Source organism: Mesorhizobium sp. M0983, from assembly GCF_040318975.1.
In the GTDB taxonomy this organism is placed as follows: Bacteria; Pseudomonadota; Alphaproteobacteria; order Rhizobiales; family Rhizobiaceae; genus Mesorhizobium.
In genome coordinates this window covers 166,064-185,782 of record NZ_JAMYNH010000004.1, presented here as the reverse complement: position 1 = coordinate 185,782, position 19,719 = coordinate 166,064, and the positions used below count along the sequence as shown (strand labels likewise).

The window sequence follows — 19,719 nt, the reverse complement described above, 5'->3', positions numbered from 1 at the left end:
CCAATCGTGGCGGGCGACCTGGAATGCCGTGGAGGAGCGCCCTTGAGGCGCTCGCGCGGCGTTCGGTAAATTCTCTTTAGACGCGGCGCTTCTTGCGCGGGCGGCAGCCATTGTGCGGGATCGGCGTCACATCACGGATCGAGGTGATGGTGAAGCCTGCTGCCTGCAGCGCCCGCAGCGCCGATTCACGACCGGAGCCGGGTCCACAGACCTCGACCTCGAGCATGCGCATGCCGTGTTCCTGAGCCTTCTTGGCAACATCTTCGGCGGCCATCTGGGCAGCGAAAGGGGTCGACTTGCGCGATCCCTTGAAGCCCTGGGCTCCGGCCGACGACCAGGCAATGGAATTGCCCTGCGCGTCGGTGATGGTGATCATCGTGTTGTTGAAGGTCGAATTGACGTGGGCAACGCCCGACGAGATGTTCTTGCGTTCGCGACGGCGAACACGAGCGGCTTCCTTGGCCATGATAGTCCTTTCAGTTGATCTCTACACCGCCGTAATGCCAGCGGCTCCACCAGGGAGAAGGCAGTAGGGGAATATGGCAGTAGGGCAGTATGTCTGCCGTTCCTATTGCCTTACTGCCCTACTCTCTTACTGCCCTAAATTACTTCTTCTTTCCGGCAATCGACTTGGCTGGGCCTTTGCGGGTGCGCGCATTGGTGTGCGTGCGCTGGCCACGAACCGGCAGCGAGCGGCGGTGACGCAGGCCGCGGTAGCAGCCGAGGTCCATGAGCCGCTTGATGTTCATCGACACTTCGCGGCGCAGGTCGCCCTCGACCTGGTAGTCGCGGTCGATGGTCTCCCGGATCTGCAGCACTTCCGCGTCGGTCAGCTGGTTGACGCGGCGCTCGGCCGGGATGCCGACCTTGTCGACGATCTCCTGGGCGAACTTCTTGCCAATGCCGTGAATGTATTGAAGCGCAATGACGACGCGCTTGTTGGTAGGAATGTTGACGCCGGCTATACGAGCCATGTTCTTCTCTTCTCCATATAGGCCGGACGAGCCGGCGCTTCAAGTTGCCCCGCGTCCGGTGGAGGCCGGCCCTTGCGGGAGTTTCCAGTTCAAAGCGGCCTGCCTTGCCCTTGCGGACAAGCAAGCCTCATGCCTGATAGGAAGACGGGCCGCCATACCCCAGCGGACCGCTCCAGTCAAGCGCAATCGTTCGTTTCTCTAGCCGGCCGCCTGGCCAACCTGCCGGGTCGTCGCCCTGAGCACCGCCTCGATCTGCTGCGTCACCGCATCGATGTCGGCCATGCCATCGACGCCCCTGAGCTTGCCCTTGGCGTAGTAGTAGCCGATCAGCGGCGAGGTTTTCTTGTAATATTCCCTCAAGCGTTCTTCGAACACCGCTGGGCTGTCGTCCTTGCGCACCGGCAGGCCTGCGGCCTTGGCGTCCTCGGCGCGTTTGACGATTCGGCCAACCAGCGCCTTGTCGTCGACGACAAATTCGATGACCGCGTCTAGCTCCAGCCCGCGATCCGAAAGCATTTCCTCAACGGCGTCCGCTTGCACCAGGGTTCGCGGGTATCCGTCAAGGATGAAGCCGTTTGCGCAATCGGCTTGATCGATGCGCTCGGCCACGATGGCGTTGACGATAGCGTCGGACACCAGTTCACCAGCATCCATCACCGCCTTGGCTCGCCTGCCGACTTCGGTGCCGGCCTGAACAGCAGCACGCAGCATGTCCCCCGTGGAAAGCTGTGGGATGCCGTGTCTTTCTACCAGTCTCAGTGCTTGTGTCCCCTTGCCCGCCCCCGGCGGTCCAAGCAATATCAACCTCATCTGGCCTTCTTCCCCCCGCGCAGCTTCGACTTCTTGATCAGGCCCTCATACTGGTGCGCGATCAGGTGACCCTGAATCTGCGCCACCGTATCGAGCGTTACACTGACCACGATCAGGAGCGAAGTGCCACCAAGGTAGAACGGTACGCCAGTCGCTGAAATCAGGAACTCGGGCAGCAGACACACCAGCACCAGATAGATGGCGCCGACGACGGTGATGCGGGTGAGCACATAGTCGATATAGTCCGCAGTGCGCTCGCCCGGACGATAGCCCGGGATGAAGCCCGAATGCTTCTTGAGCTGGTCGGCGGTGTCCTTCGGATTGAAGACGATCGCCGTATAGAAGAAGGCGAAGAACACGATCATGGCAGCGTAGAAGGCCATATAGAGCGGCTGGCCGTGGCCGAGCGCCGCCAGGATGGTGCTCGCCCAGGCAGGCATGTTGGTCGTCTGCGAGAAGCCGGCAACCGTTGCCGGAAGCAGCAGCAGCGACGAGGCGAAGATCGGCGGAATGACGCCGGACGTGTTGAGCTTCAGCGGCAGATGCGAGGTATCGCCCTGGAACATGCGATTGCCGACCTGGCGCTTGGGATACTGGATCAGCAGGCGGCGCTGGGCGCGCTCGAAGAAGACGATCAGCGCGATGACGACGATGGCGAGCACGATGATCGCCAGGATCAGGCCGGTCGACAGTGCGCCGGTGCGGCCAAGCTCCAGCGTGCCGGAGATGGCGCGCGGCAGGCCGGCGACGATGCCGGAGAAGATGATCAGCGAAATGCCGTTGCCGATGCCGCGGGCGGTGATCTGCTCGCCAAGCCACATCAGGAACATGGTACCGCCGACCAGCGTGACGACGGTGGAGATGCGGAAGAACATGCCGGGATCGTTGACGATGCCATTGCCGCCCTCAAGCCCGACCGAAATGCCATAGGCCTGGACCAGCGCCAGAAGCACGGTGCCGTAGCGCGTGTACTGGTTGATGATCTTGCGACCCTGCTCGCCCTCCTTCTTCAGCGCTTCCAGCGAAGGAATGACCGAGGTCATCAGCTGCATGATGATGGAGGCGGAGATATAGGGCATGATGCCGAGGGCAAAGATCGCCATGCGCTGCACGGCGCCACCGGCGAACATGTTGAACATGCCGAGTACGCCCTTGCTCTGCGACGAGAAGGCCTGGGCGAAAGCGTCGGGATTGATGCCGGGCAGCGGGATATAGGTGCCAAGGCGGTAAACGAGCAGCGCGCCGATGGTGAACCAGATGCGCTTCTTCAGATCCTCGGCTTTGGCGAAGGCCGAAAAATTCAGATTCGAGGCTAGTTGTTCAGCAGCCGAAGCCATGCCTGATTCTCCGCTTGGTCACGCTCGATGCCCGCAGCTCAGGCGGCGCGTGTCACCGAAGCTCACGAGATAAGCTCCGGACTGCAAACATGCAAGCGGCCGCGTTGATGCGGCCGCCACATCTGTCGGATCAAAGCACGACCGCAGGCAAAACCGAATTCCACCTTTGCCGACCGTGCTTCAAATTGCCGTTACTCGGCGGCTGCTTTCTCAGGCAACTTCACCGAACCGCCGGCCTTTTCGATCTTCTCGACCGCGGCCTTGGAGGCTCCGGCCACGTCGAAGGCAAGCTTGGCCTTGATGTCGCCGTCCGAAAGGATGCGCACGCCGTCCTTGACGCGACGGATGACGCCGGCCGCAACCAGCGCCTCGGCTGTCACAACTGTCTTAGCGTCAAGCTTCTTGGCATCGAGCGCGGCCTGGATGCGGGCCAGCGACACAACGGTGAAGCTCTTGGCGAAGATATTGTTGAAGCCGCGCTTCGGCAGACGACGGTAGAGCGGCATCTGGCCACCCTCGAAGCCGTTGACGGCGACGCCGGAGCGCGCCTTCTGGCCCTTGACGCCGCGACCGGCGGTCTTGCCCGAACCGGAGCCGATGCCACGGCCAAGACGCTTCTTGGAATGCGTCGCGCCGTCCTTGTCACGCAGATCGTTGAGTTTCATCTGGGTTCTCCTGCGCTCTGGCTCAGCCCTCGTCCACGACGCGGACGAGATGCTGGACGGCAGCGATCATGCCGCGCACCGAGGGCGTATCCTCCAGCGTGCGCTGCTTGTGCATCTTGTTGAGGCCGAGGCCGACCAGCGTTGCGCGCTGCTCCTTCGGCCGGCGGATCGGCGAGCCGATCTGCTCGACGGTGATGGTCTTGGTTGCTTTCTTGGCCATGGTCAGATCCCTGGTCAGCTTCGACTATTCTTCAGCCGCAACGGCGGTGCCGCGGCGGGCCTGAAGGGTCGAATACTTGATGCCGCGCGCAGCAGCCACATCCTTCGGATGCATCTGGCTCTTCAACGCGTCGAATGTGGCGCGAACCATGTTGTAGGGGTTCGAAGAACCCATCGACTTGGCGACCACGTCATGCATGCCGAGCGTCTCGAAGACGGCGCGCATCGGGCCGCCGGCGATGATGCCGGTACCTTGCTTGGCAGCGCGCAGCAGAACACGTCCCGCGCCCCAGCGTCCCTCGACGTCATGGTGCAGCGTGCGGCCCGAGCGCAGCGGCACGAAGATCATGTCGCGCTTGGCCGATTCGGTCGCCTTGCGGATCGCCTCCGGCACTTCGCGCGCCTTGCCGTGGCCGAAGCCGACGCGGCCCTTCTGGTCGCCGACGACGACGAGCGCTGCAAAGCCGAAGCGCCGGCCGCCCTTGACGACCTTGGCGACCCGGTTGATGTGGACGAGCTTGTCGACCATGCCGTCGTCGCGCTCTTCGCGATCACGGCCGCGGCCGCCATCCCTACGTTCCTGTGCCATATCCTGTTCCTTGTTTTTTTCCGGAAGCACGGTTGATGATGATATCCGGCGCCTCTGTGGGTCGCCGGGGGCGAAAACTCTTTTTTCCTTCGCATGATCCTATCCGAAAAGTCTGCAACTTTTTGCTGCGCTGACCTCCGGTTCGGGATCACGCTTTAGAAGCTCAGACCACCTTCACGGGCAGCCTCGGCAAGCGCCTTGACACGGCCGTGGTAGATGTAGGCGCCGCGGTCGAAGACGACTTCCTTGACGCCGGCCTTCGAGGCACGCTCGGCGATCAGCTTGCCGATGGCAGCTGCGGCCGCGGTGTCGGCGCCGGTCTTGAGCGAACCCTTGAGCTCCTTCTCGAGCGTCGAAGCAGCGGCGATGGTGTGGCCCTTGGCGTCGTCGATGACCTGGACGTAGATGTTCTTCGACGTGCGATGGACCGACAGGCGCGGACGATCGCCAGCGACCTTCTTGATCTGGCGGCGGACGCGCTGAGCGCGGCGCTGGGTGGATTCTTTCGAGCCCATGATATCAGTTCCTTGCCTTCAAAAGACGGGGGCAACCATATGCGGTAGGACAAGCCTCCCGCGACGCTCCCCGCGGCGTTAAAATTACTTCTTCTTGCCTTCCTTGCGGACGATCTTCTCGCCAGCATAGCGAACGCCCTTGCCCTTGTAGGGCTCGGGGCTGCGGTACTCGCGGATCTCGGCGGCAACCTGGCCGACCTGCTGCTTGTCGATTCCGGTCACGGTGATTTCCGTCGGCTTCGGCACCGAAATCGTCACGCCCTGCGGCGTCTCGTAGACAACGTCGTGGCTGAAGCCGAGCGCCAGCTGCAGGTTCTTGCCCTGCATGGCGGCACGATAGCCGACGCCTGTGATCTCGAGCTTCTTTTCGAAGCCGTCCTTGACGCCCTGCAGGATATTGACGATCTGCGTGCGCGACATGCCCCATTTGGAGCGGGCGGTCTTGGTCTGGTCGCGCGGCTGGACAGCGATCTCGCTGCCTTCCATCTTGACCAGCACTTCGTCGTTCACCACGAACTTCAGCTCGCCCTTCGGACCCTTCGCCGTCACGGTCTGGCCGTTGACGGTCGCGGTCACGCCCTGCGGCAGCGAAACGGGTTTCTTTCCAATACGAGACATTTTGTTGTCCTCGTCACTTCTCTTGTTTCAGGTCTCGGCCTTCGGGACTTGATCCCGAAAACCGGTTTCCAATTGGGGTGACATACCAGATCAGAAGATCTGGCAGAGGATTTCCCCGCCGACATTCTGTTCGCGCGCTTCGTGGTCGGCCATCACGCCCTTCGGCGTCGAAAGGATGGCGATGCCGAGGCCGTTGGCGACGTGCGGTATCGACTTGGCCGAAACGTAGACGCGGCGGCCGGGCTTCGAGACCCGGGCGATTTCGCGCACCACCGGCGCACCGTCGAAATACTTCAGCTCGATCTCGATTTCGGACTTGCCGTTGTCGAAGTCGGTCTGGCTGTAGTCGCGGATATAGCCTTCGGCCTTCAGCACGTCGAGGACGCGGGTACGCAGGCGCGAGGCCGGCGTCGAAACGCTCGACTTCTTACGGCCATACGCGTTGCGGATGCGGGTCAGCATATCGCCGAGAGGATCGCTCAATGACATGTTATGTCCTCCTTACCAGCTCGACTTGACCAGGCCCGGGATCTGGCCGTTATTGCCGAGATCACGAAGCGCGATACGCGATACTTTGAGCTTGCGATAATAGGCACGCGGGCGTCCGGTGACTTCGCAGCGGTTGCGGATGCGGGTCTTGGCCGAGTTGCGTGGCAGCGCCGAAAGCTTCAGCTGAGCGCGGAAGCGCTCTTCCATCGGCTTGGACTGATCCATGATGATCGCCTTGAGCACCTTGCGCTTGGCAGCGAACTGGTCCGCAAGCTTGCGGCGCCTGTTGTTCTTCTCGACTGAGCTGGTCTTTGCCATTTCAGATTTTTCCTTTTCTCGCTGCCGTTACTGGCGGAAGGGGAAGTTGAAGGCCTTGAGCAATGCCCTGGCTTCGTCGTCCGTCTTCGCAGTCGTACAAACGATGACGTCCATGCCCCAGATCTGATCAACCTTGTCGTAGTTGATCTCCGGAAACACGATGTGTTCCTTGATGCCCATGGCATAGTTGCCACGGCCATCGAAGCTCTTCGGGTTGAGTCCGCGGAAGTCGCGGACGCGCGGCAGCGCGATGTTCACGAGACGGTCGAGGAACTCGTACATGCGTTCCTTGCGCAGCGTGACCTTGGCGCCGATCGGCATCTTCTCGCGAACCTTGAAGCCGGCGATCGAGTTGCGGGCGCGGGTGACGACGGCCTTCTGGCCGGCGATCATCGCAAGGTCTTCCGCCGCGATCGAAGGCTTCTTCGAATCGCCGGTCGCCTCGCCGACGCCCATGTTCAGCACGATCTTGTCGATGCGCGGAACCTGCATCTCGTTGTCGTAGCCGAACTGCTCCTGCAGCGCCTTGCGGATGGTCTCGTTATAGACCTGCTTGAGGCGGGGCGTGTTCTGGGCAGTTGCCTGCTTGGTTTGAGCCTTAGCCATTGATGACTTCTCCCGAGCGCTTGGCGACGCGCACCTTCTTGCCGTCCTTCTGGAAGGTGAAGCCGACGCGGGTCGGCTTGCCATCCTTGGGGTCGGCCAGCGCGATGTTCGACAGCTGGATCGGCGCTTCCTTGGTGATGATCCCGCCCTCCTGGGACTGGGACTGCTTCTGGTGACGACGGATCAGGTTGACGCCGCGCACCAGCGCGGTGTCGTCCTTCGGCTGCACCGAGAGGACTTCGCCCGAACGGCCCTTGTCCTTGCCGGCCAGCACGACGACCTTGTCGCCTTTTCTAATCTTTTGCATTGGTCCGGCTCCTTACAGCACTTCAGGCGCGAGCGAGATGATCTTCATGTGGTTCTTGGCGCGGAGTTCGCGCGGAACCGGTCCGAAGATACGCGTGCCGATCGGCTCTTTCTTGTTGTCGACGAGAACGGCTGCGTTCTTGTCGAAACGGATCACGCTGCCATCCGGGCGGCGGATGTCCTTAGCCGTGCGAACCACGACCGCCTTCATCACATCGCCCTTCTTGACGCGGCCGCGCGGGATGGCTTCCTTGATCGACACCACGATGATGTCGCCCACGGAAGCATATTTCCGCTTCGAGCCGCCCAGCACCTTGATGCACATGACACGACGGGCGCCGGAATTATCCGCGACGTCGAGGTTTGTTTGCATCTGAATCATGACTGGCCGCCTTCTTCTTTTCTAACGGGACGGGTTTCTCACCCCTCCCCGGTCTGTCCAAAATTCGTTTCGTTAGCCCTGATCAGGCCTGGTCCGAAGACACCACGACCCAGCGCTTGTCCTTGGAAATCGGCTTCGATTCCTGGATGAACACCTGATCGCCGACCTTGTGGGCGTTGTTCTCGTCGTGCGCCTTGTACTTCTTGGTCATGCGCACGGTCTTCTTCATCACGGGATGCGTGAAGCGCCGTTCGACCTTGACGACAACCGTCTTCTCGTTCTTGTCGCTGACGACGGTGCCCTGCAGAATGCGCTTTGGCATGGTTTTCGTCCTTAAGCCTTCTTGGCCGCGGACTTTTCCGCAGCGATGGTCTTGATACGCGCAATGTCCTTGCGGACCTGCCTCACGCGCGCGGTCTTCTCAAGCTGGCCGGTGGCCTTCTGGAAGCGCAGGTTGAACTGCTCCTTCTTCAGGCTGGCCAGGTCGTCGGTCAGCTGGTCCTGGGTCTTGGTCCGGATGTCTTCGGCTTTCATGATCAGCCCGTCCTTATTCTGCGATGCGCTGTACGAAGCGCGTCCTGACCGAGAGCTTGGCCGCGCCGAGACGCAGCGCCTCACGGGCGGTTTCCTCGTTGACGCCGTCGATCTCGAACATGATGCGGCCTGGCTTGACGCGTGCCGCCCAGTAGTCGACCGCGCCCTTGCCCTTGCCCATGCGGACTTCGGTCGGCTTCGACGTCACCGGCACGTCCGGGAAGATACGGATCCACACGCGGCCGGCACGCTTCATCTCGCGGGTGATCGCGCGGCGGGCCGCCTCGATCTCACGCGCGGTGACGCGGTTCGGCTCAAGCGCCTTCAGCCCGAAACCACCGAAATCCAGGTTGGTGCCGCCCTTGGCGGTACCGTGGATGCGGCCCTTGAACTGCTTACGGAACTTTGTGCGCTTTGGCTGCAGCATCGTTCTAACTCCAAATTCCTAACTGTCTTACGCGTTTTCGCGACGGCGACCGCGTTCGCGCTCACCACCACCGCCATGCGCATGATCGCCCTCGGTGGCGCGGCGCTCCGAAGCCATCGGGTCGTGCTCGAGGATCTCGCCCTTGAACACCCAGACCTTGACGCCGCAAATGCCGTAGGCCGTATTCGCTTCGGCCGTGCCGTAGTCGACGTCGGCACGCAGCGTATGCAGTGGCACGCGGCCTTCACGATACCATTCCATGCGCGCGATCTCGGCGCCGCCGAGACGGCCGGCGCAGTTGATGCGGATGCCTTCGGCACCGAGGCGCATCGCCGACTGCACGGCGCGCTTCATGGCGCGGCGGAACGCGATGCGGCGCTCGAGCTGCTGGGCGATCGACTGGGCGACCAGGGTCGCGTCGATCTCCGGCTTGCGCACTTCGACGATGTTCAGATGCGTCTCGGACTTGGTCATCTCCATCAGCTTCTTGCGAAGCTTCTCGATGTCGGCGCCCTTCTTGCCGATGATCAGGCCCGGACGCGCCGCATGGATGGTGACGCGGCACTTCTTGTGCGGACGCTCGATCACGACCTTCGAGATCGCAGCCTGCTTGAGTTCCTTCTCAAGATATTTGCGGATCTTGATGTCCTCGTGCAGCAGCTTACCGAACTCGCCTGTATTCGCGAACCAGCGCGAATCCCAGGTGCGGTTGATGCCGAGACGCAGACCGATCGGATTGACTTTCTGGCCCATTATGCGGCCTCCCCTTTTTCTTCGACTTCACGAACGACGATCGTGAGGTGCGAGAACGGCTTCTCGATACGGCTGGCGCGACCACGGCCACGGGCATGGAACCGCTTCATGACGATCGACTTGCCGACATAGGCTTCCGCCACGATCAGCGCATCGACGTCGAGGTCGTGGTTGTTTTCCGCGTTGGCGATCGCCGATTCCAGCGTCTTCTTGACCGTGCCGGAAATCCGCTTGGCCGAGAATTCGAGGTCGGAAAGCGCTGTCGCGACCTTCTTGCCGCGGATCAGCGCGGCAACCAGGTTCAGCTTCTGCGGGCTGATACGGATCGTGCGCAACACGGCGCGCGCTTCGTTGTCAGCAAGCCTGCGCGGAGCTTTGGCCTTGCCCATGATTATTTCCTCTTCGCCTTCTTATCCGCGCCGTGACCGTAATAGGTCCGGGTCGGAGCGAATTCACCGAACTTGTGACCGACCATGTCCTCGTTCACCGAGACGGGAACGTGCTTCTGGCCGTTGTAGACACCGAAGGTGAAGCCGACGAACTGCGGCAGGATGGTGGAGCGGCGGCTCCACATCTTGATCACCTCATTGCGACCACCTTCACGAACCTTGTCCACCTTCTTCAGAAGGTAGCCGTCGATGAAGGGGCCTTTCCAAATCGAACGAGTCACTTGGCGTTACCTCTTCTTAGCTCTTGCGCTGATGGCGCGAGCGCAGGATGAACTTGTCGGTCGCCTTGTTGGACCGCGTCTTCTTGCCCTTGGTCGGCTTGCCCCAGGGCGAAACCGGATGGCGGCCACCCGAGGTGCGGCCTTCGCCGCCGCCATGTGGATGGTCGACCGGGTTCATGGTCACGCCGCGATTGTGCGGACGCTTGCCGCGCCACACGGTGCGGCCTGCCTTGCCGTCATTGATGTTGCCGTGGTCCGGGTTGGACACGGCACCGACAGTGGCCATGCAGGAGCCGTGGACGACACGCTGCTCGCCCGAGTTGAGGCGCAGGATCGCCATGCCCTGGTCGCGGCCGACAAGCTGGCCATAACCGCCCGCCGAGCGGGCGACCTGAGCGCCCTTGCCAGGCTTCAGCTCGATATTGTGGACGATCGTGCCGACCGGCATCGAGGCCAGCGGCATCGCGTTGCCCGGCTTCACGTCGACCGATTCACCGGCCACGATCTTGTCGCCGGGAGCCAGACGCTGCGGGGCGATGATGTAGGACAGCTCACCATCGTCATACTTGATCAGCGCGATGAAGGCGGTGCGGTTCGGATCGTATTCGATACGCTCGACCGTGCCGACGACGTCGAACTTGCGGCGCTTGAAGTCGATGATGCGGTAGGTGCGCTTGTGACCGCCGCCGATGAAGCGTGCCGTGATGCGGCCGTAATTGTTGCGGCCGCCCGATTTGGTCAGGCCTTCGGTCAGACCCTTGACGGGCTTGCCCTTGTAGAGGCCCGAGCGGTCGACGATGACCAGCTGACGGGTGCTCGGCGTTACCGGGTTGAATTTTTTCAGTGCCATTGTTCTGTCCTCGCGACCTTGCTCAGAGACCCGTCGCGACGTCGATCGACTGGCCGTCGGCCAGCGTCACAACCGCCTTCTTGACGTCGCTCTGGCGGCCGATCGTGCCGCGGAAGCGCTTGATCTTGCCCTTGCGGACAAGCGTGTTCACGGCCATCACCTTGACGCCGAACAGCGCTTCGACGGCGGCCTTGATTTCCGGCTTCGACGCCTTCTTGGCGACGTTGAAGACGACCTGGTTCTGCTCGGAAGCCATGGTCGACTTTTCGGTGATCGCCGGCGAGACGATCACATCGTAATGACGAAGGTCGGTCATTTGAAGCGCTCCTCGAGAGCCTCGACGGCGGCCTTGGAAAGGACCAGCGTGCCGCGGCGCAGAATGTCGTAGACGTTGATGCCCTGGATGGGCAGCACGTCGATGTTCGGGATGTTGGTCGCCGCCAGCTTGAAATTCTTGTCAAGCTCGGCGCCGCCGATCACCAGGGCGTTGCTCAGGCCCAGCGTCGCGAAATTCGCAATCAGTGCCTTGGTCTTGGCCTCGGTCAGCTTCAGCTCGTCGATGATGATGATCGACGCACTCTTGGCCTTGGCCGAAAGCGCATGCTTGAGACCGAGCGCACGCACCTTCTTCGGCAGATCGTGCTCGTGGCTGCGCACGACCGGGCCGTGGGCCTTGCCACCGCCGCGGAACTGCGGAGCGCGAGCCGAATGGTGACGGGCGCGGCCGGTACCCTTCTGCTTGTACATCTTGGCGCCGGTGCGGGCGATTTCAGCGCGGCCCTTGGCCTTGTGCGTGCCCTGCTGCTTCTTGGCAAGCTGCCAGCGCACGACGCGCTGCAGGATGTCCTCGCGCGGGTCAAGGCCGAAAATCTCTTCGGAGAGCTTCAGCTTGCCGGCGTCCTTGCCGCCAAGCGTTGTAATCTTGAGGTCCATTATTCCGCTCCCTCTGTGGCCTGGGCCTCGTTCTTGGCGGCACCATCGGTTGCAACGGCGCGGATCGCGGCGGGCTTCGGCGCATTGGCCGGAAGCGCTACCTTGGCCGCGTCGCGGACCAGGATCCATGCACCCTTCGAACCCGGGACCGCACCGCGGATCAGGATCAGGCCGCGATCGGCGTCGGTCGAGACGACCTCGACATTCTGCGTGGTGACGCGGGTGTCGCCCATGTGGCCGGCCATATGCTTGCCCTTGAACACCTTGCCCGGATCCTGGCGCTGGCCGGTCGAGCCGTGTGTACGGTGCGACACCGAGTTGCCGTGCGTCGCGCGGCCGCCACCCATGTGGTGCCGCTTGATGACGCCCTGGAAACCCTTGCCGATCGTGGTTCCCGTCACATCGACCTTCTGGCCGACGACGAAATGCTCGACGGTGATCTCGGCGCCGACGTCGATCATGTTGTCGGCGGAGACGCGGAACTCGGCAACCTTGGCCTTGGGCTCGACGGAAGCGGTCGCGAAATGGCCGCGCATCGCCTTCGACGTGTTCTTCACCTTGGCAAGGCCAACGCCGAGCTGGACGGCGGTATAGCCGTTCTTCTCCTGCGTGCGCTGCGCCACGACCTGGCAGTTCTCCATCTGGAGAACAGTGACGGGAACATGTTCCCCGGCATCGTTGTAGATGCGGGTCATTCCCACCTTCTTTGCAATCACACCTGAACGCATCGGTTCAATTCCTTTAGAGTTCCCTGTCGGGGCTGTCGCCCCTCCACGCCTCTTGTTCCTTCAGAGTTCCGGGTCGCCCCGCTGACCTCTGGTTCCTTAGAGCTTGATCTCGACGTCGACACCGGCGGCCAGGTCGAGCTTCATCAAAGCATCGACCGTCTGGGGGGTCGGGTCGACGATGTCGAGCAGACGCTTGTGCGTGCGCATCTCGAACTGCTCGCGGCTCTTCTTGTCGACGTGAGGCGACCGGTTGACCGTGAACTTTTCGATCCGCGTCGGCAGCGGAATGGGGCCGCGGACGTTGGCGCCGGTGCGCTTGGCGGTCGACACGATTTCCCGTGTCGAGGCGTCGAGCACCCGGTGATCAAACGCCTTCAGGCGGATGCGGATATTCTGTCCGTTCATGCGTCACTTCCTTGTTCTGGCGCGGCGCGGGCAGCGCCCGCGACAGATCGGTTTAAGTCCAAATTACTCTTTGATGGTGACGACGATGCCGGCACCGACGGTGCGGCCGCCTTCACGGATGGCGAAGCGCAGCTTCTCTTCCATGGCGATCGGCACGATCAGCTCGACATCGACGGTGATGTTATCGCCCGGCATCACCATTTCGGTGCCTTCCGGCAGCGACACGATGCCGGTCACATCCGTCGTGCGGAAATAGAACTGCGGACGGTAGTTGGTGAAGAACGGCGTGTGACGGCCGCCCTCGTCCTTGGTCAGGATGTAGGCTTCGGCGACGAACTTCTTGTGCGGCTTGACGGTGCCGGGCTTGGCCAGAACCTGGCCGCGCTCGACGCCTTCACGGTCGACACCGCGCAACAGCGCGCCGATGTTGTCGCCGGCCTGGCCCTGGTCGAGCAGCTTGCGGAACATCTCGACGCCCGTGCAGGTCGTCTTGGTGGTCGGACGGATGCCGATGATCTCCAGCTCCTCGCCGACCTTGACGACGCCGCGCTCGACGCGACCGGTCACCACCGTGCCGCGGCCCGAGATCGAGAACACGTCCTCGATCGGCATCAGGAACGGCTTGTCGAGCGGACGAACCGGCGTCGGGATGTAGGCATCGACCGCCGCCATCAATTCGCGGATCGCATCCTCGCCGATCTTCTTGTCGCTATCTTCAAGCGCGGCAAGCGCCGAACCCTTGACGATCGGAATGTCGTCGCCGGGGAACTCGTTCTTGGTCAAAAGCTCACGCACCTCGAGCTCGACCAGCTCGAGCAGCTCGGCGTCGTCGACCTGGTCGACCTTGTTCAAGAACACCACGATCGACGGCACGCCGACCTGGCGGGCCAAAAGGATGTGCTCGCGGGTCTGCGGCATCGGGCCGTCGGCGGCCGACACGACCAGGATCGCGCCGTCCATCTGCGCGGCACCGGTGATCATGTTCTTCACATAGTCGGCGTGGCCGGGGCAGTCGACATGGGCATAGTGGCGGGCAGCCGTCTCGTATTCGACGTGTGCCGTCGAAATGGTGATGCCGCGTGCCTTTTCTTCCGGCGCCGCATCGATCTGGTCGTAGCGCTTGTATTCGCCAAAATACTTGGTGATCGCCGCCGTCAGCGACGTCTTGCCGTGGTCGACGTGACCAATCGTGCCAATGTTCACATGAGGCTTGGTGCGCTCGAATTTACCTTTTGCCATGTGATCTCTCCATTCCTGCCAGCCCGTGCGGGCCTTGAATTAAGTTACTGGTGCAACTCGTTTCGAGTTACGCGTATTTCTTCTGGACTTCCTGGGCGACCGCGGTTGGGACCGGTTCGTAATGGTCGAACTGCATCGTGTAGGCCGCGCGGCCCTGGCTCATCGAGCGAAGGTTGTCCACGTATTTGAACATGTTGGCGAGCGGCACCATCGCGTTGATGACCACCGCGACGCCACGGGCTTCCTGGCCCTGGATCTGGCCGCGACGGCCGTTCAGGTCGCCGATAACGCTGCCGACGTAATCTTCCGGCGTCACCACTTCGACCTTCATGATCGGCTCGAGCAACTGCACGCCAAGCTTGGGCGCTGCTTCACGGAAGCAGGCGCGGCCGGCGATTTCGAAGGCCAGGACCGAAGAGTCCACGTCGTGGTAGGCGCCATCGATCAGCGTCGCCTTGACGCCGATCATCGGGAAACCGGCGAACGGACCCGAGGTCATGACGCTGTTGATGCCCTTTTCGACACCGGGGATGTATTCCTTCGGCACGGCGCCGCCGACGATCTTGGTTTCGAACTCGAATTCGCTGCTTTCCGGATTCGGCTCGAACAGGATCTTGACGCGGGCGAACTGGCCGGTACCGCCGGTCTGCTTCTTGTGCGTGTAGTCCTGCTCGTGCTTGCGGGTGATCGTCTCACGATAGGCCACCTGCGGCGCGCCGACATTGGCCTCGACCTTGAACTCGCGACGCATGCGGTCGACGATGATGTCGAGGTGAAGCTCGCCCATGCCGGAGATGATCGTCTGGCCGCTTTCCTCGTCGGTCTTGACGCGGAAGGACGGATCCTCGGCGGCCAGGCGGTGAAGGGCGAGGCCCATCTTTTCCTGGTCGTTCTTGGTTTTCGGCTCGATGGCGATCTGGATGACCGGATCGGGGAATTCCATGCGCTCGAGGATGACCGGATGCAGCGGATCACTGAGCGTGTCGCCGGTGGTGGTGTCCTTGAGACCAGCGAGGGCGACGATGTCGCCGGCAAAAGCCTCTTCGACGTCGGCGCGCGAATTCGCATGCATCTGCAGCATGCGGCCGATGCGCTCTTTCTTGCCCTTCACGGTGTTGTCGACCGAGATGCCCTTGGTGAGCTTGCCCGAATAGATGCGGGCAAAGGTGAGCGAACCGACGAACGGGTCGTTCATGATCTTGAAGGCAAGCATCGACAGCGGCTCGTTGTCGTCGGCATGACGCTCGATCTCGGCGTCGGTCTTGGCGTCGACGCCCTTGATGGCCGGGACGTCGGCCGGCGACGGCAGATATTCGACGACGGCGTCGAGCAGCGGCTGCACGCCCTTGTTCTTGAAGGCCGAGCCGCAGAACATCGGATAGAACTTCACCGCGATCGTGCCCTTGCGGATGAGCGCACGGATCTCGTCGTTGCTCGGCATCTTGCCTTCGAGGTAATTCTCGAGCGCCGTTTCGTCCATTTCGACGGCGGCCTCGATCATCTTCTCGCGGTATTCTTCGGCACGAGCCTTGAGGTCGGCAGGGATCTCGACGATGTCCCAGGCAGCGCCCAGCGTCTCGTCGCGCCAGACCAGCGCGTTCATCTCGACGAGGTCGACGACACCCTTGAACTCGGTCTCGGCGCCGATCGGCAGCTGCATGACGACGGCATGCGCACCGAGGCGCGAACCGATCATCTCGACCGAGCGGTAGAAGTCGGCGCCGATCTTGTCCATCTTGTTGCAGAAGATCATGCGCGGAACGCGATACTTGTCAGCCTGGCGCCAGACGGTCTCCGTCTGCGGCTCGACACCGGCATTGGCATCGAGCAGCGCGATGGCGCCGTCGAGCACGCGCAGCGAACGCTCGACCTCGATGGTGAAGTCGACGTGGCCGGGGGTGTCGATGATGTTGAAGCGATACATCTTGCCGTCGCGACCCTTCCAGAAGGTCGTGGTGGCGGCCGACGTGATGGTGATGCCGCGCTCCTGCTCCTGCTCCATCCAATCCATGGTCGCAGCGCCGTCATGGACTTCGCCGATCTTGTGCGACTTGCCCGTGTAATAGAGGACGCGCTCGGTGGTCGTCGTCTTGCCGGCGTCGATATGCGCCATGATACCGAAATTGCGGTAGTCTTCGATTTTATATTCGCGGGCCATGGGAGGTGCCTCTTCAGTCTCGTTCGCGCTTTACCAGCGGTAGTGCGCGAAAGCGCGGTTGGCTTCTGCCATCTTGTGGGTATCTTCACGCTTCTTGACGGCGGTGCCGCGGTTGTTGGCCGCGTCCATCAGCTCGCCGGAGAGGCGGTCGACCATAGTGGTCTCGTTGCGGTTGCGGGCGGCGGCGATCAGCCAGCGGATGGCCAATGCCTGACGGCGCTCGGGGCGCACGTCGACCGGAACCTGGTAAGTGGCGCCGCCGACGCGGCGCGAACGCACTTCCACATGCGGCGCGACATTGTCGAGCGCCTGATGGAAGACGGTGACCGGCTCCTGCTTGGTCTTGGACTGGACCTGGTCGAGCGCGCCGTAGACGATGGTCTCGGCAACCGACTTCTTGCCGTCATACATGACGGCGTTCATGAACTTGGTGACGATCAGATCGCCGAACTTCGGGTCCGGATTGATCTCACGCTTTTCTGCACTGTGACGACGGGACATTTTTTCTCTGCCTCAATTCTACGCGGTGGCCTGGATCCCGGATCGTCGCTTGACGCCGCCCGGAACGACCTTGGCTACGCTTCGGTCACTTCGGACGCTTGGCGCCGTATTTCGAACGGCGCTGCTTGCGGTTCTTCACGCCTTGCGTGTCGAGCACGCCGCGGATGATGTGGTAACGGACGCCCGGAAGATCCTTGACGCGACCGCCGCGGATCATCACCACCGAGTGCTCCTGAAGGTTATGGCCTTCGCCGGGGATGTAACCGATCACTTCAAAACCATTGGTCAGGCGGATCTTGGCCACCTTGCGCAGCGCCGAGTTCGGCTTCTTCGGCGTCGTGGTATAGACGCGCGTGCAGACGCCCCGCTTCTGCGGGTTCTGCTGCATGGCCGGGACCTTGTTGCGCTTCACCGGCGCAATGCGCGGCTTGCGGATCAGCTGGTTGACGGTAGGCATTAAACCCTCTTGTCTCTCAATTCCGTGTCTCGCCCGGTCAGGGCCGCTCAAAGCGTCATTTCCATACGCAAATTCGGGCCACAAACCGCGCCTCGCGGTCTTGCCCGAACAAATGGCAGAGGAAGCGGAAGCCGCTTCATGCACGCCGGAAATGTCTTTTCGCTCGTAAAACGAACCCTGTTTGAGGCAAACTCCAAAGCGTGTCGCTTCGGAAGCAAGAGCCTCACATCGGTTCTGACTGGGCGGCTTCTACTCGTATGGCCACTGTCCGTCAACCCCGGAGCGGCAAATATTGCGCTGAAACCGAGGCGTGGCAGCCATGCGAAAAATGCATGTAATTTTCTTGCGCCGTTTTTCAAGAGGAAGGCAGAAAGTGACCGGCTTGCGGCTGTTTCCGGGCCATGCTTCGTGCGAAAAGGCGTCATGAACAGCCCAAACCCCCTCGCCCGGAGGTACGAACCCGTGAATGACAATGAGGAGCGCCCGGTCACCATTATTACCGGCCGGGTGTGGAAGCGCAAAGGCGGCAAGCCGGAAGGCGTGCATGTGATGCTGGTCGCGCCGGACGACGATTCGGCTGTGCGCCGCGCTCTCGAATCGCTTGCCGCGGAAGGTTATGCCGAGGCCGAGCTCGACCAGATCGGCGACATGGACGGCGTGCCCGACGAGGAACCGCATCTGTCCGCCTATCAGGGCGCGCTCGAAGGCGAAGTGTCGATCGTGACGTTCGATGTGCCGATCTGAAGAGATCTGAATCGCGGTCGATCTCACGAGCCGGCGACAAAAGCCCGGCGACTTGCCCGCCACAACTTCTCTGCTAAGAAACGACCTCTGGCAAAACCAAGCACACTCAACCTACGGAGTTCCCATGTCCTCTAATCCCATCAAGCTCGGCATCGTCGGCGTGGGAAAGATCGTCCGCGACCAGCATCTGCCGGCGCTGGCGAAGGACCAGGGTTATCGCCTGGTTGCCGCAGCCAGCCGCCATGGCAAAGTGGAGGACATCCCGAACTTCCCGACGATCGAGGCGATGCTCGACGCAACGCCCGAACTCGAGGCGGTGTCGCTATGCATGCCGCCGCAGTTTCGCTACGACGCCGCGCGCACGGCGCTGGCGGCGAAAAAGCATGTCTTCCTGGAAAAGCCGCCCGGCGCCACGGTCAGCGAGGTCGAGGATTTGAAAGCGCTGGCGGTGGCGAACGGCGTCTGCCTGTTCGCCAGCTGGCACTCGCGCTATGCGCCGGCCGTCGAAGCAGCGCGTACATTCCTCAGCTCGACTACGATCAGGTCGGCCGCCATCAACTGGAAGGAAGACGTGCGCCGCTGGCATCCGAATCAGGAATGGATCTGGGCTCCCGGCGGCTTTGGCGTCTTCGATCCCGGCATCAACGCGCTGTCGATCGCCACCCACATCCTGCCACCGATGTTCATCAGTTCGGCAGAGCTCGATTTCCCCGAAAACCGCGCGGCCCCGATCGCCGCCCATATCGTCTTCCGTACTTCGAACGGTCTGCCGGTGACGATGGAACTCGACTGGCGCCAGACCGGGCCGCAAAGCTGGGACATCATGGCCGATACCGAGGCCGGATCGATGGCGCTTTCTGGCGGCGGCTCAAAGCTCGCCATCGATGGCCGCGTCGTTCACGAGGAGCCGGAAGCCGAATATCCGATGCTCTACAAGCGCTTCGCCGAGATCGTGCGCGCCGGCGTTTCCGACGTCGACCTCGCGCCGCTCCAGCACGTCGCCGACGCCTTCATGCTCGGCAAGCGCAATGTGGTCGAAGCTTTTTTTGACTGACACTGACCCCGGTAGAGCGACCTTGAATGTTACGGATCATCTTTGGCTTGCGGTCCAGGAATTCTCCCGGACGAGGCGCAGAAGCAACGGGAGCCGTCCGGTGTCCTTGTTCAAGTTCGCTCATGACATGTTGAACCGCCACCTCGAGATCGGCCTGCCCCCAGCCAAGCTCGGTGATTTCTCCATATCGAATGAAATTTGAGCGGCCGAAACCACCTTCAATGTCATTGTAAGAAATCACGCTCCGGCCGATCAACGCTACGACCCAGATGCGATGATCACTCCCAGCAGGAGAGTGATGCAGCCATTCTTCCGGATCGATCTTGATCAGGTCCCAAAGCCTTCGCTGCCCAAAGCTCATACGATCTCGGCCAGTGTTGATCAATTCCCAGATGGTCGCCTCGTTCAATTGCCGATTCCTTAAAAAGCCAGCCGCCG

At 62.0% G+C, this 19,719-nt stretch carries 32 protein-coding genes; 2 read left to right on the top strand and 30 right to left on the bottom strand.

The genetic code is table 11. The features are described 5' to 3' along the window. Positions 1-76: 76 nt before the first annotated feature. The 29 genes from rpsK to rpsL all read right to left on the bottom strand — a co-directional run bounded on the left by rpsK (position 77) and on the right by rpsL (position 17,483). The gene (rpsK, locus tag NKH71_RS10070; protein WP_006205444.1) at positions 77-466 is read right to left on the bottom strand and encodes a 30S ribosomal protein S11; all 390 of its coding nucleotides are present in this window, start codon (positions 464-466) and stop codon (positions 77-79) included. Positions 467-605: 139 nt separating this feature from the next. Beyond that, on the bottom strand, positions 606-974 hold the full coding sequence (rpsM, locus tag NKH71_RS10065) for a 30S ribosomal protein S13 (protein WP_006205445.1): 369 nt from the start codon (positions 972-974) through the stop codon (positions 606-608). 198 nt (positions 975-1,172) lie between these two features. Beyond that, complete coding sequence (locus NKH71_RS10060) at positions 1,173-1,784, bottom strand: adenylate kinase (RefSeq protein WP_023717524.1); 612 nt, start codon at positions 1,782-1,784, stop codon at positions 1,173-1,175. After that, on the bottom strand, positions 1,781-3,121 hold the full coding sequence (gene secY, locus NKH71_RS10055) for a preprotein translocase subunit SecY (protein ID WP_023717523.1): 1,341 nt from the start codon (positions 3,119-3,121) through the stop codon (positions 1,781-1,783). The genes NKH71_RS10060 and secY overlap by 4 nt, the downstream gene beginning before the upstream one ends. Positions 3,122-3,312: 191 nt before the next feature. Next, on the bottom strand, positions 3,313-3,786 hold the full coding sequence (gene rplO, locus NKH71_RS10050) for a 50S ribosomal protein L15 (RefSeq protein ID WP_023717522.1): 474 nt from the start codon (positions 3,784-3,786) through the stop codon (positions 3,313-3,315). A gap of 22 nt (positions 3,787-3,808) precedes the next feature. Then, entirely contained in the window at positions 3,809-4,006 is a 198-nt protein-coding gene (rpmD, locus tag NKH71_RS10045) for a 50S ribosomal protein L30 (RefSeq protein ID WP_006205449.1), read from the bottom strand. 24 nt (positions 4,007-4,030) lie between these two features. Continuing rightward, entirely contained in the window at positions 4,031-4,594 is a 564-nt protein-coding gene (gene rpsE, locus NKH71_RS10040; protein ID WP_006333394.1) for a 30S ribosomal protein S5, read from the bottom strand. Between the two features lie 155 nt (positions 4,595-4,749). Beyond that, positions 4,750-5,109, bottom strand: coding sequence for a 50S ribosomal protein L18 (gene rplR / locus NKH71_RS10035; protein WP_023675132.1), 360 nt, complete (start codon positions 5,107-5,109; stop codon positions 4,750-4,752). Positions 5,110-5,193: 84 nt separating this feature from the next. Then, positions 5,194-5,727 carry a 50S ribosomal protein L6 gene (gene rplF / locus NKH71_RS10030; protein ID WP_023675133.1) on the bottom strand — a complete coding sequence of 178 codons (534 nt, stop codon included), beginning with the start codon at positions 5,725-5,727 and terminating at the stop codon, positions 5,194-5,196. 90 nt (positions 5,728-5,817) lie between these two features. Next, positions 5,818-6,216, bottom strand: coding sequence for a 30S ribosomal protein S8 (gene rpsH / locus NKH71_RS10025; protein WP_006205453.1), 399 nt, complete (start codon positions 6,214-6,216; stop codon positions 5,818-5,820). Positions 6,217-6,228: 12 nt separating this feature from the next. Beyond that, positions 6,229-6,534 carry a 30S ribosomal protein S14 gene (gene rpsN / locus NKH71_RS10020; RefSeq protein WP_023675134.1) on the bottom strand — a complete coding sequence of 102 codons (306 nt, stop codon included), beginning with the start codon at positions 6,532-6,534 and terminating at the stop codon, positions 6,229-6,231. A 27-nt stretch (positions 6,535-6,561) separates the two neighbouring features. After that, positions 6,562-7,140 (bottom strand): 50S ribosomal protein L5, encoded by a 579-nt coding sequence (rplE, locus tag NKH71_RS10015; protein ID WP_023717521.1) that lies wholly within the window; start codon positions 7,138-7,140, stop codon positions 6,562-6,564. Beyond that, entirely contained in the window at positions 7,133-7,447 is a 315-nt protein-coding gene (rplX, locus tag NKH71_RS10010; protein WP_023717520.1) for a 50S ribosomal protein L24, read from the bottom strand. Before rplX ends, rplE begins: the two co-directional genes overlap by 8 nt. Before the next feature lie 12 nt (positions 7,448-7,459). Continuing rightward, positions 7,460-7,828: a 50S ribosomal protein L14 gene (gene rplN / locus NKH71_RS10005; RefSeq protein ID WP_006205457.1), complete on the bottom strand. Its 369-nt coding sequence runs from the start codon at positions 7,826-7,828 to the stop codon at positions 7,460-7,462. Between the two features lie 82 nt (positions 7,829-7,910). Next, a complete protein-coding gene (gene rpsQ / locus NKH71_RS10000) occupies positions 7,911-8,150 on the bottom strand; it encodes a 30S ribosomal protein S17 (protein WP_023675136.1) in 240 nt (79 codons plus the stop codon). Positions 8,151-8,161: 11 nt separating this feature from the next. After that, positions 8,162-8,362 carry a 50S ribosomal protein L29 gene (gene rpmC, locus NKH71_RS09995; protein WP_006205459.1) on the bottom strand — a complete coding sequence of 67 codons (201 nt, stop codon included), beginning with the start codon at positions 8,360-8,362 and terminating at the stop codon, positions 8,162-8,164. Between the two features lie 13 nt (positions 8,363-8,375). Next, positions 8,376-8,789: a 50S ribosomal protein L16 gene (gene rplP / locus NKH71_RS09990; RefSeq protein ID WP_006205460.1), complete on the bottom strand. Its 414-nt coding sequence runs from the start codon at positions 8,787-8,789 to the stop codon at positions 8,376-8,378. Between the two features lie 27 nt (positions 8,790-8,816). Next, entirely contained in the window at positions 8,817-9,542 is a 726-nt protein-coding gene (gene rpsC / locus NKH71_RS09985; protein WP_352894838.1) for a 30S ribosomal protein S3, read from the bottom strand. Next, positions 9,542-9,931: a 50S ribosomal protein L22 gene (gene rplV, locus NKH71_RS09980; protein ID WP_006205462.1), complete on the bottom strand. Its 390-nt coding sequence runs from the start codon at positions 9,929-9,931 to the stop codon at positions 9,542-9,544. Before rplV ends, rpsC begins: the two co-directional genes overlap by 1 nt. Before the next feature lie 2 nt (positions 9,932-9,933). Beyond that, positions 9,934-10,212, bottom strand: a complete 279-nt coding sequence (gene rpsS, locus NKH71_RS09975) for a 30S ribosomal protein S19 (protein WP_006205463.1) — start codon at positions 10,210-10,212, stop codon at positions 9,934-9,936. A 16-nt stretch (positions 10,213-10,228) separates the two neighbouring features. After that, positions 10,229-11,062: a 50S ribosomal protein L2 gene (gene rplB, locus NKH71_RS09970; RefSeq protein WP_023675138.1), complete on the bottom strand. Its 834-nt coding sequence runs from the start codon at positions 11,060-11,062 to the stop codon at positions 10,229-10,231. Positions 11,063-11,084: 22 nt separating this feature from the next. Further along, positions 11,085-11,378, bottom strand: coding sequence for a 50S ribosomal protein L23 (locus NKH71_RS09965; RefSeq protein ID WP_006205465.1), 294 nt, complete (start codon positions 11,376-11,378; stop codon positions 11,085-11,087). Further along, positions 11,375-11,995, bottom strand: coding sequence for a 50S ribosomal protein L4 (gene rplD, locus NKH71_RS09960; RefSeq protein ID WP_023675140.1), 621 nt, complete (start codon positions 11,993-11,995; stop codon positions 11,375-11,377). Before rplD ends, NKH71_RS09965 begins: the two co-directional genes overlap by 4 nt. Next, positions 11,995-12,723, bottom strand: a complete 729-nt coding sequence (rplC, locus tag NKH71_RS09955; protein ID WP_352469149.1) for a 50S ribosomal protein L3 — start codon at positions 12,721-12,723, stop codon at positions 11,995-11,997. Before rplC ends, rplD begins: the two co-directional genes overlap by 1 nt. 96 nt (positions 12,724-12,819) lie before the next feature. Beyond that, complete coding sequence (gene rpsJ / locus NKH71_RS09950) at positions 12,820-13,128, bottom strand: 30S ribosomal protein S10 (RefSeq protein WP_006205468.1); 309 nt, start codon at positions 13,126-13,128, stop codon at positions 12,820-12,822. A gap of 63 nt (positions 13,129-13,191) precedes the next feature. Next, on the bottom strand, positions 13,192-14,367 hold the full coding sequence (gene tuf / locus NKH71_RS09945) for an elongation factor Tu (protein ID WP_127294065.1): 1,176 nt from the start codon (positions 14,365-14,367) through the stop codon (positions 13,192-13,194). Positions 14,368-14,434: 67 nt separating this feature from the next. Next, positions 14,435-16,525 (bottom strand): elongation factor G, encoded by a 2,091-nt coding sequence (fusA, locus tag NKH71_RS09940; RefSeq protein ID WP_254817148.1) that lies wholly within the window; start codon positions 16,523-16,525, stop codon positions 14,435-14,437. A 30-nt stretch (positions 16,526-16,555) separates the two neighbouring features. Next, positions 16,556-17,026: a 30S ribosomal protein S7 gene (rpsG, locus tag NKH71_RS09935; RefSeq protein WP_008875664.1), complete on the bottom strand. Its 471-nt coding sequence runs from the start codon at positions 17,024-17,026 to the stop codon at positions 16,556-16,558. Positions 17,027-17,111: 85 nt separating this feature from the next. Further along, positions 17,112-17,483, bottom strand: coding sequence for a 30S ribosomal protein S12 (rpsL, locus tag NKH71_RS09930; RefSeq protein WP_006333356.1), 372 nt, complete (start codon positions 17,481-17,483; stop codon positions 17,112-17,114). Positions 17,484-17,945: 462 nt separating this feature from the next. Between rpsL and NKH71_RS09925 the strand changes: the two genes are divergently transcribed. Beyond that, complete coding sequence (locus tag NKH71_RS09925) at positions 17,946-18,227, top strand: transcriptional regulator (RefSeq protein WP_023680447.1); 282 nt, start codon at positions 17,946-17,948, stop codon at positions 18,225-18,227. Positions 18,228-18,351: 124 nt separating this feature from the next. Beyond that, positions 18,352-19,281 (top strand): Gfo/Idh/MocA family protein, encoded by a 930-nt coding sequence (locus NKH71_RS09920; RefSeq protein ID WP_352894836.1) that lies wholly within the window; start codon positions 18,352-18,354, stop codon positions 19,279-19,281. Here NKH71_RS09920 and NKH71_RS09915 read toward each other — a convergent pair. Further along, positions 19,238-19,690, bottom strand: coding sequence for a hypothetical protein (locus NKH71_RS09915; RefSeq protein WP_352894834.1), 453 nt, complete (start codon positions 19,688-19,690; stop codon positions 19,238-19,240). The genes NKH71_RS09920 and NKH71_RS09915 overlap by 44 nt on opposite strands. Positions 19,691-19,719 lie beyond the last annotated feature (29 nt).